Origin of the sequence: Bradyrhizobium sp. AUGA SZCCT0177 (assembly GCF_018130125.1) — a bacterium.
In the GTDB taxonomy this organism is placed as follows: domain Bacteria; phylum Pseudomonadota; class Alphaproteobacteria; order Rhizobiales; family Xanthobacteraceae; genus Bradyrhizobium.
On the sequence record NZ_JAFCMA010000002.1, the window covers coordinates 162,238 to 177,550 of the forward strand.

Genomic DNA, 15,313 nt, shown 5'->3' on the forward strand with positions numbered 1-15,313 from the left:
TTCGTTGATATTCAGACGCCGAGCACGAGGCGTCCGGCGTTGACTCGCGTAGCGTCGTCCTGCGGGGTGTGAACCCGCCCGCACATGACATCGCGATAATGCCGCTCCAGCGGATTGGCGCGGGTGAGACCATGATTGCTGGTCAGCGACAGCGCGTCTTCGAGGATCGCGACCGCATTGTTGGTGACCGTGAGCTTGACGATGCTGGATTCGGACGCGCTGAGCTGCACGCCATCGTCGAAATCGCCCGCAAAGCTGTCGATCAGGCGGGCATTGACGGCCAGCCGCGCCTCGATGCCGCCGACGATCTCCTGCACCCTCGTCAGCGTCGCCAGCGATGCGCCGAGGTTGGACGGCTTCCGATTCCTGAGGAATTCGACCAGCCAGTCGCGCGCCGCACGGGCGACGCCGTCATAGATCGCGGCGACGAAGATCGCATGCACCACGGACTGGGTGAAATCCGGCACCCGCCATTCCTCGGGAGCGCGGACGTCGATCTCATGGTCGAGCGGGAACACGACGTCTTCGAACACGACGTCATGGCTGCCGCTGGCGCGCAGGCCAAGATGGTCCCACGTTTCGATAATCCGCGTGCCCGGCAATCCCGCAGGCACCAGGAACAGGCCGACGCGCATTTCCGGCTCGTCGGTCTTTGCCCACACCGCATACCATTTCAGGATCGGCGCGCCGGTCGAATAGATCTTGCGGCCAGAGAGCCGCCATCCGGTCTCGGTCTTTCGCGCGGTTGTCCCCGGCAGCCCGCCGCGCGCGGGCGAGCCCAGATCCGGTTCGACCCGCAGCGCATTGATCAGCGCCACGCCGTCGACCGCCTCCCGCGCCAGTTTGCGGGACAGACGCCCCGGCCAGCGTGTGCTGCGCGCCATCACCAGATGCTGGATGTAATGCATCGACAGCACCAGCGCCGTCGATGGATCGGCCTTGCCGAAGATGCCGAGGATGCGCGCCGTGTCGAGCGCACCCGCCCCGTGGCCACCCAGCGCCGTCGGCACGGTCAGCGCCAACAGACCCGCCTCGGCAAGCTCCTTGAAATTCTCATGCGGAAAACTGGCGTCGCGATCATGCTGCGCGGCGCGCGCTGCGAATTCGGAAGCCAGCGCCCGCGCGCAATCGTACGGCACCGGCGTGGCCTCCGCCGGCGGCTCCTTGCGTATCGAACTGTTGATCGCGCTCACCATGTCGCGTCCAATCCGAGCAGGCCGAGGATGCTGCGGCGAAGCTCCGCCAGCCTTGGATCACCGCGGTGCCGCGGATACGGCCGATCGACCGCGATGTCGGCCTTGATGCGCGCGGGACGATCACTGAACACGATGACGCGGTTGGCGAGGAACAAGGCTTCCTCGACGTCATGGGTCACCAGCAGCGTGGTAAATCCCTTGCGCTGCCACAGCGCGACGATCTCGGCCTGCATCGTGATCCGCGTCAACGAATCCAGCTTGCCGAGCGGTTCGTCGAGGATGAGGATCTTTGGATCGTTGACCAGCGCCCGCGCCAGCGCGACACGCTGCGCCATACCACCAGACAATTGATGCGGATAGGCATTGCGAAACTGCGACAGGCCAACGAGGTCAAGCGCGGCATCGACACGATGCCGCTGGGTCTTCAGGATGCCCTGCGCCTCGAGCCCAAGCGCGACGTTGTTCCAGACCGTTCGCCACGGAAACAGTGTTGGATCCTGAAACACCACGACCCGGGATGGGAACGGTCCGGTGACGGGATCGCCGTCCTCGCGGAGCACGCCCGATCGCGGCGCCTCAAGCCCCGCGACCAGCCGCAGCAAGGTCGACTTGCCGCAGCCGGAGGGACCGAGCAGTGCGATGAACTCACCGGGCTTGACGTTGAAACTGACATCGTCGAGCACCGGCAAGACATTGCCGTCGATGTCAAAGGCGTGGCTGATGCGTTCGACATCGAGCGAGGCACCGACGGCCGGATAAGTGACCGCTTCGGCAAGGGCATGCGCTACCATTTGACGACTCCCTTCTGCCAGATCAGCAGACGGTCGCGCGTCCGGAACAGCAGCGTGATCGCTCCCGAACACAGCAGCGACATCACGATCAACGCGGCATACATGTTGGCATACGCCGCCCAGCCCTGCGCCCATTGCAGATACCAGCCGAGCCCCGCCTTGACGCCGATCATCTCGGCAACCACCAGCACCGCAAATGACGATCCGAGGCCCATGAACAGGCCGACGAACACATGCGGCAAGGCTGCGGGAATCGCGACCTTCAGCACCAGGAACGACGGTTTCGCGCCGAGCGTTCGCGCCACGTCGTAATAGGCGTTGCTGACGCTCGCGACACCGGACCAGGTCAGCACCGTGACCGGAAACCCGGTCGCCAGCGCGATCAGGAACGTGCTGGCGCTCCAGCTCGACGGGAAGGTGAAGAACGCGATCGGCAGCCACGCCGTCGCCGGCAGTGGGCCGATGAACCGCAGCACCGGATGCACCCAGTAACCGACGCTGCGCGACCAGCCGATCGAGACGCCGGTCAGGAAGCCGACCGTGGCGCCGATGACATATCCGCCGAGCTGAAGCTTTACAGACGCGATGATGCTGTCGAGCAATTTGGGCAAATCATCGGTGTAGACCTCGATGATCGACTGCGGCGGCGGGAAGAACGGCAGCGGCAGCCACCCGAACTTTGCGGTCGCGACCTCCCACAGCGTCAGGAATAACGCCGATACCAGCAGCCACGGCGCACGCCGTTGCAGGCCGGCATTGAACCGCCCGAGCCGGCTGCCCGCCACCGTCGCCAGGAAAATGACGCCGGAGATGACGAAGGCCGCGGCCGCAAGCTGATGGGTGCGCGTCCAGTCACCGATATCCGGCCACCACAGGCACGATATGCCAAACCCGACCCACGCCAGGCTTGCGAACACGCCGGTCCCGCCTGCCGGAAACGAGACCGCCAGCGACAGCGGCCGCCCCGAAAGTGCTGCGCCTTCTTCCGCCGATTGCGCCAGAGCGACCGTCTTAGACGCCGAATACGTCGACATAGATCCGCTCCGCAAATTTCGCCGTATCGGTGCTGGCCTTGAAGACCGAAACGCTCTTCAGGTCGTCCGCATAAGCCTTCAGTTCCCGCTTCAACACTTCGCCGACGGGATGGTGATGATGGGTGTGGTAGCGGACCATGGCCTGCAGATCCTGCAGGCTCGCCGTCTTGGGGGCGTAAGGCTGGAACGAAGGCGCGGCGACATCAGGGTTTTGCGCGGTGTACATGGCGGCATCGAGCAGCGCCTGCGTGATGGCGCGTGCGACCTGCGGTTCTTCGCGAACCAGGCTGCCGCGCAATCCGAGGATGCAGCAGGTCTTGTCCTTGTATTCACCGTCGAGGTTGGAAGCGACCTCCTTGTAGGCGCTGTCCTTCAGCCAGATATGGGCAATCGGATCGGAGGCGAGGAACGCCTGAACCTCGCCCTTCTCGACGGCGAGCTGCAGCAAATTGCCGGGATAGGCGCGCCAGTCGACATCCTTGTTGGGATCGATGCCCTGCTTGGCAAGCTGGATCGAAAAGAAATTCTTGTCCGGCCCGCCGAGATCGCCGACCGCGACGATCTTGCCCTTGAGGTCGGCCAGTCTGTCGACGCCCGAATTGACGCGCGACAGCACCCGCATGCAGCCGCCATGGGTTCCAGCCGCGATCTTGACGTCAAACCCCTGCTCCAGCGGCTTCAGCCAGCGCAACGCCATGCCGAGCCCCGCGTCGCTCTTGCCGGTCGCGATCGCTTCCAGCAACTGATCGGTCGAGCCGCTGTAGTTGATCAGTTCGACGTCGAGATTGTGTTTCTTGAAGATGCCCTGGTCGATCGCCACCGGAACCGGCACGAGGCAGACCGCGCCGGCATTCCATGACAGTTTCAGCTTTCGCGGCGCCCCGGTGAGCGCCGGCGCGTTGGAAGCGGTCCTGCAGATCGGAAACTCCGAGAAGTCGATGCCGGGCGTGGCCGCACGAAACGGGAAGGCTTGCGCGCCAAACACGCCTAGCGGCGCGGCGAGCGCCGCGGCAGCTCCGCCGCGCAACAGCGTTCGGCGATCCAGCCGCGTTACGTCGTTCTTTCCATCTCGTGACATCCTGCACTCCTGCTCTCAAAACGGCATGGCGCCGCCGTCGGCGCAGCACGTGGATGCTGTGGCCCGTTATGTTCCACACTGGCGATCGGTTATTCGGTTCAATCCCCGCGAGACTCCGATCTCGCCCCGTTGATCTGACGTTCAAATGATGCGCGGCAGCAACGCCGTCGTCAATGAAATGGAATTTTGAATGTGAAAGCGAACGGAGAGATTATCTCCACATTGATATCGACGTGCGATGAAACGGTTTTTGCGCGCTCGCAAAATATGCAGCGCTTCCGCATCGATTCAATTCTTCCGATTTCGAACGAGTTCAAGCCGCACAGCAGACAATTTTTATTCGCGCGTGAGTAGCGAGGCGATCATTGCCGGTGCATCAAAATATTCAGTCAGCCATTTCATTGACTGCGGAGCAGTCGCTCGTACGCTTGGTGCGTCGCTGATTGCCTCACGCAATGCGGCGGATCACACCGGAAAGAACAAAGGCATGAACAAACTCGAATCAACAACGCGCTCACGCATCCGTAAATTTGGCGCCACGCTGGTCGGCGCGGCGCTGGGGCTGGCGATAACAGCTTCGGCCATGGCAGCGGACACCGTGACGCTGCGCGTCGGCGACCAGAAGGGCGGCAACCGTTCGCTGCTCGAAATCGCGGGATTGGCGAGGGATCTTCCCTACAAGATCGAATGGTCGGAATTTCCTGCCGCTGCGCCTATTCTCGAAGCGTTGAATGCCGGCGCGCTCGATGTCGGCTACACCGGCGATCTGTCGTTTCTCACCGTCTATGCCACCGGTGCACCGATCAAGGCGATTGGCGGCACGCGCTCCGATGCCCGCACCCAGGCGATCCTGGTCCGGCAGGATTCGCCGATCAAGACGGCGGCGGATTTAAAAGGCAAGCGGTTGGCCGGAACGCGCGGCGGCTGGGGCCAGTTCCTGATCGACGCGACGCTGGAGAAAGCCGGCTACAAGGTCGACGACGCGACCTTCGCGCCGCTGGGTCCAGTCGATGCCAAGATCGCGCTGGTCGCCGGCTCGATCGACGGATGGGCGGTGTGGGAGCCCTACGTCTCCTACGCGACGCTGAAGGATAAGGCCCGCGTCGTCGCCAACGGCGAAGGCCTGACGCCGACCATCACCTTCATCGTGGCATCCGATTCCGCCATCGCCACCAAGCGCGCGGCCGTGCAGGATCTCGTGCAGCGGCTCAACAAGGCGCGGCTGTGGTCGCTGGATCACCTGCCCGAATATGCCAGGAACACGTCCGAACTGACCAAGCTGCCGGAAGACGTGCTGCTCAGCGCCTACACCGCGCAAAAAACCAGCCCGATCGTGATCGATACCGGTATCGTCAAGGAAGTTCAGGCGGCATCCGACCGCGCCACCCGCTACGGCATCCTTTCCAAGACGCTCGATGTCAGCAAGGCCGTCGATCGCAGCTTTACGGCGGCGGCCGCCGGATCGAACTAACTCACCACTCAGATGAAACGGACAAGGGTCGGCATTCCGGTGCCGCCCCCTGGCCTCGGCCGTTGAAGTTTCTTCTGTGGTTGGCTGCATCCGGAGAATGTTGTGCGGGGAACCTGCGTAGCTTTGGAATTCAAAAAGCAACGCCCCGAGGGAATAATCGACCTCGTTCGAGATGACTTGTCACGGCCACGCGAGCGAGCGCAGAGGTCACAGATGATTCAACGCAGCACGATCTATCCAATCAAAATGGCGGCAGCGATCATCTGCCAAGCGGCACTGCTGGCCATGATCGTCTGGGGATTTCACTAGAATTCTGAACTTTCCGGCGGATGGCTACTCAACGAAACGTACTGGGCCGCATCAGACATGATCCCGCATTACACCATCCGGCATCTCGCCGGCGCGCGCGAAGAGCTCTCATGCTTCCGACAGCTGGAGGATGAATGCGCGGCGCTGTACTTCAATATTGTTCACGGCGCGAAAGTCCACAGGCGCTTCACCACCGCAAAATCGGGAGTGCCGTGCACGGACTACGTCCTGATCGCGCGCGAGGATGGCAGCGGCGGAGCTGTCAAGGAACGGGCTATCGCGCTGTTCGACGCCTCCTGATAAAGACACCTTCGCAAGACCTGCCGGTTATCCCGCCGCCGCAACTTTCGGCGTCGGCGCGACGCTGACCGCCAGTTTGCCGTAACGGTCCTTGAACGCCTCGGTGTCGATTTCCTCGAGCTGGATGGCGCCGCTCATCACGCCGGCCTTCCAGGCTTCGTGCTCGGGATCGTGCTGGAATTCCGGCATCACTTCCTTGGCAAACAATTCCAGCGAGTCGCAGATGTGCTCATGGCTGTTCTTGCCGGCCTGGTTGAGCAGGATCACCTGGTCGATGTGCGAGGAACGAAACCGCCGCAACTTCTTGCGGATGGTTTCCGGCGAGCCGATCAGGCCGCCGCGCAGAGCCGCTTCCTGCGCCTCCGGATTTTCGCGCTTCCACTTGTTGTATTCGTCCCACATGTTGACGGTGCCGGGGTCGGGACGCTGCCGGTTCTGCGACGCGCCGTAATAGCGCAGCGCGAACTGGAAGAAGGTCGCGCCATCGGCGCGCGCCCGCGCCTCCTCGTCGGTCTTGGCGCACATGAAGAATGACACCAGCGCCATGTTCGGGTTGATCTCGTAGTCGGCGAGCTTCTTCAGCCGCTTGGTGATCGCGTTGTAATAGGCGTGCACCCAGGCATGCGCGGCTTCGGCGCTGACGAACTGAAAGCCCAGCGCGCCAAAACCGTTCTCGCCGGCGCGTTCGATGGTCTGCAATTGCGAGCACGCCATCCACAGCGGCGGATGCGGCTTCTGCACCGGCTTCGGCACCACGTTGCGCAAGGGGATGTCGAAATACTTGCCGTGATGCTCGGTGCCCACCTTCGTGAACATCGGGAAGATCGCGGCGACAGCCTCCTCGAACACCTCGCGCTTGGTCTCCATGTCGCGGCCGAACGGCGTCAGTTCGGTGATCGAGGCGCTCTCGCCCATGCCGAATTCGCAGCGGCCGTTGCTGAGCAGATCGAGCACAGCGACGCGTTCAGCGACGCGGGCGGGATGGTTGGTGGTGAGCTGGAAAATGCCGTGGCCGAGCCGGATTTTTTTGGTGCGCTGGGAAGCGGCGGCGAGGAACGATTCGGGCGACGGCGAATGCGAATATTCTTCCAGGAAATGATGTTCCACGACCCAGGCATGGTCATAGCCGAGCCGGTCGGCGGTCTCGAGCTGCGTCAGGGCATTCTGGTAGAGCCGCAGCTCATCGCCCTCTTCCCACGGGCGCGGCAGTTGCAGCTCATAAAAGATGCCGAACTTCATGACGTCGCTCCCGATTGTTGTTTTGTTGCAGTGTATTCGCCGCGCTGCCCAAGTCTAGCCTCGGCCGTGAAACTCCAATTCCGCGCCGCGGAAGCCGGCTTGCATGGAACGCGCGAATGGTTAGCTTGAGGGTCTGCCTGAGTCGCGGCCGATCACGGCCCGCTCGCCCCTCCGCCGAGACCAAATGACCACGTTTACGCCGCATCAGGATTCCGCGCTGAAGGCCGTTGCCGACTGGATGAAGGCAAAGCCTGGCAAGAACGGCACGCCGCCGGTATTCCGGCTGTTCGGCTATGCCGGAACCGGCAAGACCACGCTGGCGCGGCACATCGCCGACGGCGTCGACGGCGAGGTGAAATTCGCGGCCTTCACCGGCAAGGCCGCGCTGGTGATGCGCAACAAGGGCTGCGACAACGCCTCCACGATCCATTCGCTGATCTACCGCGCGCGCGAATCCGGCGTCGAGCAGCCGAGTTTTGAACTGTGGGACGACGCGCCGGCCTCGAAGGCCAAATTGATCGTGATCGACGAATGCTCGATGGTGGACGCCGAGCTCGGCCGCGATCTGATGTCGTTCGACTGTCCGTTGCTGGTGCTCGGCGATCCCGCGCAGCTGCCGCCGATTCAGGGCGGCGGGTTCTTCACCGATTGCGAGCCCGACGCGATGCTGACCGAGGTGCATCGCCAGGCCCAGGACGATCCGATCGTGCGGATGTCGATGGATATCCGCGAGGGCCGCGAACTCGAGATCGGCCGCCATGGCGAGAGCGAGGTGGTGTCGCGCAACGAACTCGACCCGGACCGGGTGATGAAGGCCGATCAGGTACTGGTCGGGCGCAACAACACGCGCCGCGCCTACAACATGCGGGTGCGGCAGAAACAGAACATCGAGGATCCCTTGCCGGTCGCTGGCGACAAGCTGGTCTGCCTGCGCAACAACCGCAAGAAGGGCCTGTTCAACGGCGGCCTGTGGCGGGTCAAGTCGCGCGCGCAGTCGAAATCGAAGATCATCACCATGCGGCTGTCGCCCGATGAGGATTTCGGCCACAAGGTGACCAAGGTCTCGGTGCGCGGCGATTGCTTTGGCGGCGCCATCGAGACCATCCCGTGGGAGCAGCGCAAGCCCTATGACGAGTTCGACTATGGCTATGTGCTGACCGTGCACAAGTCGCAAGGCTCGCAATGGGACGACGTGGTGCTGTTCGACGAAAGTTTTGCGTTCCAGGACAGCCGCGCGCGCTGGCTCTACACCGGCATCACGCGCGCCGCGAAGCGGCTGAGCGTGGTGGTGTAGGGAAACGGTCATTCCGGGGCGATGCGAAGCATCGAACCTCAGATGCGCAATTGCGCATCGGGGAATCTCGAGATTCCGGGTCTGGTGCTAGCGCACCATCCCGGAATGACGCCAGGGCGTCACTTCTCCGCGACAAAATAGAAATCTTCCCTGCCCGGCGGCGAGCCGTAGGTGAACGGCTGTTGCGCGCGCTTGGTCATCGTCCAGACGTCGTCGCGGACAATATCGAACAGTTTCCGTACCTCGACCTTAGGCGTCTTGAGTTCACGCGCCAGCACGGTCGCGAACGGGCTGTTGACGGAATCGCCGTCGAGCGCGGTCTCGCCGTGCTTGGCGGCATAGACCACCATGAAGCCGGCCTCCGGCTCGATGTTGGAAAAGCCCTTGTTGACCAGCTTCAGCGCAATGGTCCGCTGCATGTTCTTTTCGAACGGATTGTCGCGGCAGGCATCCAATATCACCAGCCGCAGCTTGCGCGCGCCGGAAACCGCGGCGATCAATTGCTCGAGCGCCACCGCCTGCGTCTCCGCATCGCGGTCGGCGGCGAGCTTGGCGTCGGTCGGGATCAGATAGTTGACGCCGCCGATCTCCATGCCGTGACCGGCATAGTAAACCACCGCCCAATCGGCTTTTTCAGCTTGCGTGCCGAACTCGTGCAGGGCCGCGAAAAACTTGTCGCGGGTGAGGTCCGGCGCCAGCGTCACGGTCGCGAAGCCGAGGTCGCGAAGCGTGGACGCGATCAATTTGGCGTCGCGCGCCGGATTGGCAAGCGGCTGCACGTTCTTGTAGGCGCTGTTCCCGACGATCAGGGCGACCTTGCGCGGACCTGATGACGCGGGGGCTACGGCCGTCAGCGCCGCCAGGCGCTCCTTGGCGAAGCGGCGCGCAATGGCGGTATCGATATCATCGAACTTGGTCAGGGCAGCGCTCGCCGAACGGTATTCGCCGCGCGCGCCGGCGGCGTCGCCGCGTTTTTCGAACACCTTGCCGCGGTTGGCGTGCGCGCGGATGTTGTTCGGGTTGATCTTGAGCGCCTCGTTGTAATCCTTCAGCGCAGCGTCGAGGTCACCCTTTGCCAGATAGACATTGCCGCGGCTGGTCATCGCATAGACCGAATTCGGCGTGTGGGCCAACGCCACGTTGCAATCCGCGATCGCTTCGTCGAACTTCCTGATCTCGGTGTAGGTGATGCAGCGGTAGGCCGCGACCTGCGGGGCGTCGGGATTGATCTTTTTCGCCTCGGCGAAATCGGCGAGCGCCGCGTCGTATTGCTTGCGGTACGTCTGCACGCGTCCCCGGTTGAAGCGGTGATTGTACCGGCTGGCGTCGTTGTTCGCGAGCCTGACGGCGGAATCGAGTTCGGTGAGGGCGCGCTGCAGGTCGCCCTGACGCATGAAAATAAGGGCGCGGTTATTGTAGGGGCTCGAGAAGTTCGGCTGCAGTTTCGAGCTCTGCGCGTAGTCGGCCAAGGCCCGTTCGTCCTCGCCCTTGCTGCTATAGGCGAGGCCGCGCATGTTGATATATCCGGCGTTATCGGGAACCAGATCGATCGCCGTGGTATAGGCAGCGATCCCGCCGTCATAGTCGCGCTTCTTGATCAGCGCCTCGCCGCGAACGGCGAGAGCGCCAGCCCTGGCTTTGGCGGGCATTTTGTTGTCGGCAATGACGGTCTCGCAGGCGGCCAGTCTTGCGACCGGTTCCGTGTCCTTATTCCGGCAGGTGTCGATTTCGCCCGCCGCCCGCGCGGGGCCGGCGGCGACAAGGGTGACGATGACCAGGAAGAAGGCGCGCAACATCAGTGAAACGCTCCGGCGCATGAATTTTGCGTCGCCGGAGGCTGCCGGCGGTTCATTGTGGGAAGCTGTGCGAGGTCCGGTCAAGCGTGGCCAAACATCGCGCCTAACGTGTTGCGCCGGCGCGATTTCATTCACGAACTCGTGTGTCGCCGGCCGTAACAAAATGAGCCCAGGCCCGTATCTCTGCGTATCTGAGGAAGCTGCGCCGATTGCGAAACGCGGCTCCCGCTCTAAACTGCCTTCCAACAGCCCCAAGAGGAAACCATGTCCCCTCGCCGATCCAGCCGCCTTTCGCTGTGCGCCGCCGCCATCGGCGCGCTCGCCATTGCCGCGTTCGCCGTCACCCCCTCGCGCGCCGCGGAAGAAGCCGTGATCATCCCCCCGCCCGCCGCCGACGTGCAGCCGGCCAGCGGCCTCCAGACCGCGGTCCTTGCCGGCGGTTGCTTCTGGGGCGTCCAGGGCGTGTTCCAGCACACCGCGGGCGTGGTCAATGCCGTGTCCGGTTACGCCGGCGGCACCAAGGCAACTGCCGACTACAATCTGGTCTCGATGGGAACCACTGCGCATGCGGAAGTGGTCGAGGTCAAATACGACCCGAACAAGATCAGCTACGGCAAGATCCTGCAGATCTTTTTCTCTGTCGTGCACGATCCGACCCAGATGAACCGCCAGGGCCCGGACACCGGCACGCAATATCGCTCGGCGATCTTCACCACCAGCGACGAGCAGAAAAAGGTCGCGGAGGCCTATATCGCCCAGCTCAACGCCGCCAAGGTCTACAAGAAGCCGATCGTGACCAAGGTCGGCGCGCTGGAGGCGTTTTACGCGGCGGAGGCCTATCACCAGGACTACATGACGCTGCACCCGAACCAGCCCTATATTGCCTTCAACGACATCCCGAAGGTCCATAACCTCAAGAAGATCTTTGCGAGCGACTACCTCGATAAGCCGACGTTGGTGAGCAGTGCGAAGGCCAGCAACTGAGGGACCAAATTCAAAGGAGACTCCATGTCCGACACCAAGACCAAGGTCGAGAAGAGCGAGGCCGAATGGCGCCGCGAGCTGACGCCGATGCAGTATGCGGTGCTGCGCGAAAAGGCGACCGAGCGGCCGTTCTCCGGCGAATACGAGCATGAGCACCGCAAGGGCACCTATACCTGCGCCGGCTGCGGGCAGACGCTGTTCGAATCCGACGCCAAGTTCGATTCCGGCTGCGGCTGGCCGAGCTTCACCACACCCGCCGCGGATGGCCATGTCGACGAGGAACGCGACATCAGCCACGGCATGATCCGCACCGAGGTCTTGTGCTCGAAATGCAACGGCCATCTCGGCCACGTCTTCGAGGACGGCCCGGGACCGACCGGCCTGCGCTACTGCATCAATTCGGCCGCGCTGAAGCTGCAGCCGAAATAGCGTCAGCCGCCGTCGTCCCTCACTCGTCATGCCCGGGCTTGACCCGGGCATCCACGTTCTTCGTGCCGCCAATAAGACGTGGATGGCCGGGACAAGCCCGGCCATGACGACACGATGGATAATAATCACACCAATCATTCGAACTCATTTCCCACCCCGTGCGACCAAGAGCTGGTCGCGCGGGGTTTTTCATTTTCAGGGGGGCTTCTCCGGTTTGCCCGGCGCGCAAATCAAGGAAAGTTCAATGCAAATATCGAAACGTCTGCTGCTCGGTCTCGGCGCAGCCACCCTCATCATGGAGAGCGTTGTGATCCAGCCCGCTTTTGCCGCCGACAAGGTCTCCTTGTTCAAGGTCATTACCGCGAAAGATGAAATCGTCATCGGCATCGCCGAGGACGATCTGGCGCAGATGGACGGCAAGAACGCCGGCGGCATCGCCAAGATGCTGGTGGCCAAGGGCTCGATGAGCGTCTGGCGATACGCCGTGCACAAATCCGCCTCGGGCGACCTCGAACAGGCGCCGCTGCACAAGATCGGCCTGCTCGCCTCGGACTCGCTGCGCGTCGAGCCCTATTCGACGCCGCTGAAGGTGCTGCCGATCGACGAGAGCAAAAAATGACGCGCTAAGCGCGTCATCCCGGGGCGCGAAGCGAACCTCCGATGCGCCCCGGAATGACAATTCCCCCTTTCGGCGGAGCGAGGACTCGCGGCCTGGAGTATGCTTTGCTCCGGGCCGCGGGGCGTTTTCACCTGACGCCGGCCACGCTTTCAGGAGGTCGCCATGTCGCTTGGCACGATACTGATCATCATCCTGATTATTTTCCTCTTGGGCGGCTTCTCCGGCCGTTTTGGCGGCTACGGCTATGGTCTCGGCCATTCCGGCATGGGGCTTATCGGGGTGATCCTGATCGTGCTGCTCATCCTGGTCCTGCTGCGCAAACTTTAGGCGTCATAGCCCATTGAAATAACAGGGCTTATTTCGGTCCGAAACGGACCCAAAGCCAGCCATGCGCGGATTCAGCATCACCCCCGATCTGCGCATCAGGAGTCGCATTTCTGTCAAACAGGCTTATATTGGGGGTCGAAATGACGTGCACGGCGCGCCGCCCGGGATAGCGGCCCACCGTCATCCAATCCCCACTCGCTCGACGAACGAGCCAAAAAGATTGAGGTCACAAACCATGCGTCCATTCAGCTACGATACCGCTGCCGAACTGTTTCCTGCCGCGATCCGCAAGAAGAAGCGGGCCGGCTTTGCATATCGGCGTTTTGGCACCGCGGCCGAAGCGGTTCGCTTCGCGATCGAGGAGCTGCCGGCGGACTCGCTGAACGGCGCCTATCTGCAGGTCGAGGAAGCCCGCTTCGACCAGAGCGGCATCCGCACGCTCTATGAGAGCGAGGCCTTCCCGCTGACGCGCCGTCCCCGCGCGCCCGCCGCGACCGAAACCAGCGCCGACGCTGCGTAACAGTAAGCTTTCGAGTTGTCTGCCCTCGGACGATGTCCGGGGGCATTTTTTCGCGTGTGTGAAGATGATTAGCGCGGCTGCTTGTCGAGCCAGCGCTTGAGCATCCGCACGTTGCGGACGTTGGCGCGGAACATGACGTCGAAGGCGTCGCCTGCGACCGGCACCAGGCCGACCACGCCATCGAGCGCGACATTGGCCAGCATCCGCGTCGTGATGTGCCAGGGCGCGCCGAGCGCGCGCGCCTCGCGCACCACCCACAGCGAGATCGCTGTCGTGATGATGTCGCCGACGACAGGGATCAGCCCGATCAGGCCGTCGATGCCGTAGCGGATATTGGTGCCCGGCACGATGAAGGCGACGTCGAGCAGTTTCGACAGCGCTTCCAGCCGCGCCAGCCGCTGCTCGCGGGTGAGATTGCCGAACGGGTTGGCGCTGGAATTCCCGAAGTCGATCCGGAAACCCTCGAATTGCCCGCGCAGGCTGGGGTCGGGGATTTCGCGCCCCTCCTGGTCGATCACAGGCCCACGGCCCCTCGCCCGTGCCTGTGAGGGACGTTCGGTGCGGGCGCGGTTCGGCACAAAGATATCGTCGTTTGTCATGGCCATCAGATGGTAACGCAAAAGGCGCGCGCAAGTTGCGTCAAATTATCGCTGAACTTGCTGAGTTATCACCCGTGCGGCCGTCGAAGTCCGTCCCAACCGCGCAGGAACCGCTTCCGTCATTGCGAGCGAAGCGAAGCAATCCATCGGGCCGCAAAGCAAGAATGGATTGCTTCGTCGCTCGCTCTTCGCAATCACGCGGAATTCAGATTCAAATTTCAAACAGCAATGTCGTCCCGGCGCAGGCCGGGACCCGTAGCCACCGGCAGTGATTGCTTTTGCACGCAGGTCGTTATCTTCCACCTTCAACAATAAGGGCCGCGGCGTATGGGCCCAGCCTGCGCCGGGACGACGGGGATACACCTTCGCCTTCCCGCGGCGCAAAGCGCCCGGGGTGTGCGTGTCGTTCGTGCCCTCGAAAAAATCAGAGGGCGCAGGGAATGCCGGATGCGCGCTGCACCCGCGGTCTCGCGTGCGATTGTGCATAAGAATGCTGCACACGAGCATACAGGGCAGCGGAGAACATCCGACATTCCCTGCGCAATGGCTTGACGGCTTATGACGCGCTCTCCCCGGTGAGACGGCCTCTATTGCCACCGTCGCCCCTCGAAAGCGTTAGCTCCCGAAAGACTTGACGCCGTTACGGGCGCCAGGACCACACGCTTTCGCCGTACGCGTCAGTCACGACCGTCAATCGCAACGTCTGCGTCCACCGCGACCCGTCCCTCGTCGTGACGACGGCCGACGCCCCTCTGAGTGGGACGGGATGCGTGAGAATGTGCCGGTGATTTGGGTCGAAGGAAAGAGAAATATTTTTGATTTTCGGAAATTTTGGACTTGACGCAAATTCCGTAAATCAGAACTGATTTGCCCGACGGGTTGATTTGTCGCAGCCAGCCGTCATTGCGAGCGGAGCGAAGCAATCCAAGCCTCGGCCTGGCGCAATATGGATTGCTTCGCTGCGCTCGCAATGACGGAGAGAGCCCGTAGCCCGGATGAGCAACGCGATATAAGGGTCTCGTCTTTCCCGCATCTCGCTGCGCTCATGCGCGCTACGAAACTACCTGAGGAGACCGCCGACAGAGCAGGCCTTCAGAGCGCCTGTTACTTCAAATTCTGGGCGATGCCGTCGAGGGTCTGGGACCATTTTGAGCTCATGTCCGACTGGGCCTTCGATGTCCGCGTATAGATGTTGTTCGCTTCCTGAAGCGCGAGCTGAAGTTGCTGACCAAGGTCGGACCGTCCGCCGTTGACGCCGTTCAGTTCGTCCGTTGCGAGTTCGCGAATGTCGTTGTTCAGATTGGCCATGTCATTCCCCTCTTTGTCT

Annotated in this window: 16 protein-coding genes; 8 read left to right on the top strand and 8 right to left on the bottom strand. The window is 62.6% G+C overall.

Features of this window, described 5'->3' with window-relative positions:
- Positions 1-11 precede the first annotated feature (11 nt).
- Genes JQ597_RS03060 through JQ597_RS03075 form a run of 4 tightly spaced genes read right to left on the bottom strand, consistent with a single transcriptional unit; the run spans position 12 to position 4,099 of the window.
- Positions 12-1,196: an acyl-CoA dehydrogenase family protein gene (locus JQ597_RS03060; RefSeq protein ID WP_212262768.1), complete on the bottom strand. Its 1,185-nt coding sequence runs from the start codon at positions 1,194-1,196 to the stop codon at positions 12-14.
- The gene (locus JQ597_RS03065; RefSeq protein WP_212262771.1) at positions 1,190-1,987 is read right to left on the bottom strand and encodes an ABC transporter ATP-binding protein; all 798 of its coding nucleotides are present in this window, start codon (positions 1,985-1,987) and stop codon (positions 1,190-1,192) included. The genes JQ597_RS03060 and JQ597_RS03065 overlap by 7 nt, the downstream gene beginning before the upstream one ends.
- Positions 1,981-3,021 carry an ABC transporter permease gene (locus JQ597_RS03070; protein ID WP_212262774.1) on the bottom strand — a complete coding sequence of 347 codons (1,041 nt, stop codon included), beginning with the start codon at positions 3,019-3,021 and terminating at the stop codon, positions 1,981-1,983. Before JQ597_RS03070 ends, JQ597_RS03065 begins: the two co-directional genes overlap by 7 nt.
- On the bottom strand, positions 2,999-4,099 hold the full coding sequence (locus tag JQ597_RS03075) for an ABC transporter substrate-binding protein (RefSeq protein WP_212262776.1): 1,101 nt from the start codon (positions 4,097-4,099) through the stop codon (positions 2,999-3,001). The genes JQ597_RS03070 and JQ597_RS03075 overlap by 23 nt, the downstream gene beginning before the upstream one ends.
- A 487-nt stretch (positions 4,100-4,586) precedes the next feature.
- Here JQ597_RS03075 and JQ597_RS03080 point away from each other — a divergent pair, with 487 nt between their 5' ends.
- Together JQ597_RS03080 and JQ597_RS03085 are read left to right on the top strand one after the other, a co-directional pair.
- A complete protein-coding gene (locus JQ597_RS03080; protein ID WP_212262777.1) occupies positions 4,587-5,570 on the top strand; it encodes an ABC transporter substrate-binding protein in 984 nt (327 codons plus the stop codon).
- 366 nt (positions 5,571-5,936) lie between these two features.
- Positions 5,937-6,179 carry a hypothetical protein gene (locus JQ597_RS03085; protein WP_212262778.1) on the top strand — a complete coding sequence of 81 codons (243 nt, stop codon included), beginning with the start codon at positions 5,937-5,939 and terminating at the stop codon, positions 6,177-6,179.
- A 27-nt stretch (positions 6,180-6,206) separates the two neighbouring features.
- On the opposite strand, the gene JQ597_RS03090 is transcribed toward JQ597_RS03085, so the two are convergent.
- Positions 6,207-7,418 carry an LLM class flavin-dependent oxidoreductase gene (locus tag JQ597_RS03090; protein WP_212262779.1) on the bottom strand — a complete coding sequence of 404 codons (1,212 nt, stop codon included), beginning with the start codon at positions 7,416-7,418 and terminating at the stop codon, positions 6,207-6,209.
- Positions 7,419-7,602: 184 nt separating this feature from the next.
- Here JQ597_RS03090 and JQ597_RS03095 point away from each other — a divergent pair, with 184 nt between their 5' ends.
- Complete coding sequence (locus tag JQ597_RS03095) at positions 7,603-8,712, top strand: ATP-dependent DNA helicase (protein WP_212262780.1); 1,110 nt, start codon at positions 7,603-7,605, stop codon at positions 8,710-8,712.
- A 119-nt stretch (positions 8,713-8,831) separates the two neighbouring features.
- Here the strand turns inward: JQ597_RS03095 and JQ597_RS03100 are convergent, their stop codons facing one another.
- Complete coding sequence (locus tag JQ597_RS03100; RefSeq protein ID WP_212262781.1) at positions 8,832-10,508, bottom strand: caspase family protein; 1,677 nt, start codon at positions 10,506-10,508, stop codon at positions 8,832-8,834.
- Between the two features lie 264 nt (positions 10,509-10,772).
- On the opposite strand from JQ597_RS03100, the gene msrA reads away from it, so the two are divergent.
- From msrA to JQ597_RS03125, 5 genes are all read left to right on the top strand, one after another.
- Positions 10,773-11,492, top strand: coding sequence for a peptide-methionine (S)-S-oxide reductase MsrA (gene msrA / locus JQ597_RS03105; protein ID WP_212262782.1), 720 nt, complete (start codon positions 10,773-10,775; stop codon positions 11,490-11,492).
- A gap of 24 nt (positions 11,493-11,516) precedes the next feature.
- On the top strand, positions 11,517-11,921 hold the full coding sequence (gene msrB, locus JQ597_RS03110; RefSeq protein WP_212262783.1) for a peptide-methionine (R)-S-oxide reductase MsrB: 405 nt from the start codon (positions 11,517-11,519) through the stop codon (positions 11,919-11,921).
- Positions 11,922-12,165: 244 nt separating this feature from the next.
- Positions 12,166-12,540, top strand: a complete 375-nt coding sequence (locus JQ597_RS03115; protein ID WP_249133825.1) for a hypothetical protein — start codon at positions 12,166-12,168, stop codon at positions 12,538-12,540.
- 162 nt (positions 12,541-12,702) lie between these two features.
- Positions 12,703-12,867 carry a DUF3309 family protein gene (locus JQ597_RS03120; protein ID WP_212034340.1) on the top strand — a complete coding sequence of 55 codons (165 nt, stop codon included), beginning with the start codon at positions 12,703-12,705 and terminating at the stop codon, positions 12,865-12,867.
- A 235-nt stretch (positions 12,868-13,102) separates the two neighbouring features.
- Complete coding sequence (locus JQ597_RS03125; RefSeq protein WP_212262784.1) at positions 13,103-13,387, top strand: hypothetical protein; 285 nt, start codon at positions 13,103-13,105, stop codon at positions 13,385-13,387.
- Between the two features lie 68 nt (positions 13,388-13,455).
- Here the strand turns inward: JQ597_RS03125 and JQ597_RS03130 are convergent, their stop codons facing one another.
- Positions 13,456-13,992 carry a DUF4112 domain-containing protein gene (locus tag JQ597_RS03130; RefSeq protein ID WP_212262785.1) on the bottom strand — a complete coding sequence of 179 codons (537 nt, stop codon included), beginning with the start codon at positions 13,990-13,992 and terminating at the stop codon, positions 13,456-13,458.
- A gap of 1,098 nt (positions 13,993-15,090) precedes the next feature.
- Positions 15,091-15,294 (bottom strand): hypothetical protein, encoded by a 204-nt coding sequence (locus JQ597_RS03135; protein WP_212262786.1) that lies wholly within the window; start codon positions 15,292-15,294, stop codon positions 15,091-15,093.
- Positions 15,295-15,313: the final 19 nt, after the last annotated feature.

Excerpts from the sequence above, each read along its gene's own strand:
- msrB (WP_212262783.1), top strand. The coding sequence starts at position 11,517 with ATGTCCGACACCAAGACCAAGGTCGAGAAGAGCGAGGCCGAATGGCGC.
- JQ597_RS03120 (WP_212034340.1), top strand. The coding sequence starts at position 12,703 with ATGTCGCTTGGCACGATACTGATCATCATCCTGATTATTTTCCTCTTG.
- JQ597_RS03135 (WP_212262786.1), bottom strand. The coding sequence starts at position 15,294 with ATGGCCAATCTGAACAACGACATTCGCGAACTCGCAACGGACGAACTG.
- JQ597_RS03115 (WP_249133825.1), top strand. The coding sequence starts at position 12,166 with ATGCAAATATCGAAACGTCTGCTGCTCGGTCTCGGCGCAGCCACCCTC.
- JQ597_RS03085 (WP_212262778.1), top strand. The coding sequence starts at position 5,937 with ATGATCCCGCATTACACCATCCGGCATCTCGCCGGCGCGCGCGAAGAG.
- JQ597_RS03130 (WP_212262785.1), bottom strand. The coding sequence starts at position 13,992 with ATGGCCATGACAAACGACGATATCTTTGTGCCGAACCGCGCCCGCACC.
- JQ597_RS03090 (WP_212262779.1), bottom strand. The coding sequence starts at position 7,418 with ATGAAGTTCGGCATCTTTTATGAGCTGCAACTGCCGCGCCCGTGGGAA.
- msrA (WP_212262782.1), top strand. The coding sequence starts at position 10,773 with ATGTCCCCTCGCCGATCCAGCCGCCTTTCGCTGTGCGCCGCCGCCATC.
- JQ597_RS03125 (WP_212262784.1), top strand. The coding sequence starts at position 13,103 with ATGCGTCCATTCAGCTACGATACCGCTGCCGAACTGTTTCCTGCCGCG.
- JQ597_RS03060 (WP_212262768.1), bottom strand. The coding sequence starts at position 1,196 with ATGGTGAGCGCGATCAACAGTTCGATACGCAAGGAGCCGCCGGCGGAG.
- JQ597_RS03075 (WP_212262776.1), bottom strand. The coding sequence starts at position 4,099 with ATGTCACGAGATGGAAAGAACGACGTAACGCGGCTGGATCGCCGAACG.
- JQ597_RS03080 (WP_212262777.1), top strand. The coding sequence starts at position 4,587 with ATGAACAAACTCGAATCAACAACGCGCTCACGCATCCGTAAATTTGGC.
- JQ597_RS03100 (WP_212262781.1), bottom strand. The coding sequence starts at position 10,508 with ATGTTGCGCGCCTTCTTCCTGGTCATCGTCACCCTTGTCGCCGCCGGC.
- JQ597_RS03095 (WP_212262780.1), top strand. The coding sequence starts at position 7,603 with ATGACCACGTTTACGCCGCATCAGGATTCCGCGCTGAAGGCCGTTGCC.
- JQ597_RS03065 (WP_212262771.1), bottom strand. The coding sequence starts at position 1,987 with ATGGTAGCGCATGCCCTTGCCGAAGCGGTCACTTATCCGGCCGTCGGT.
- JQ597_RS03070 (WP_212262774.1), bottom strand. The coding sequence starts at position 3,021 with ATGTCGACGTATTCGGCGTCTAAGACGGTCGCTCTGGCGCAATCGGCG.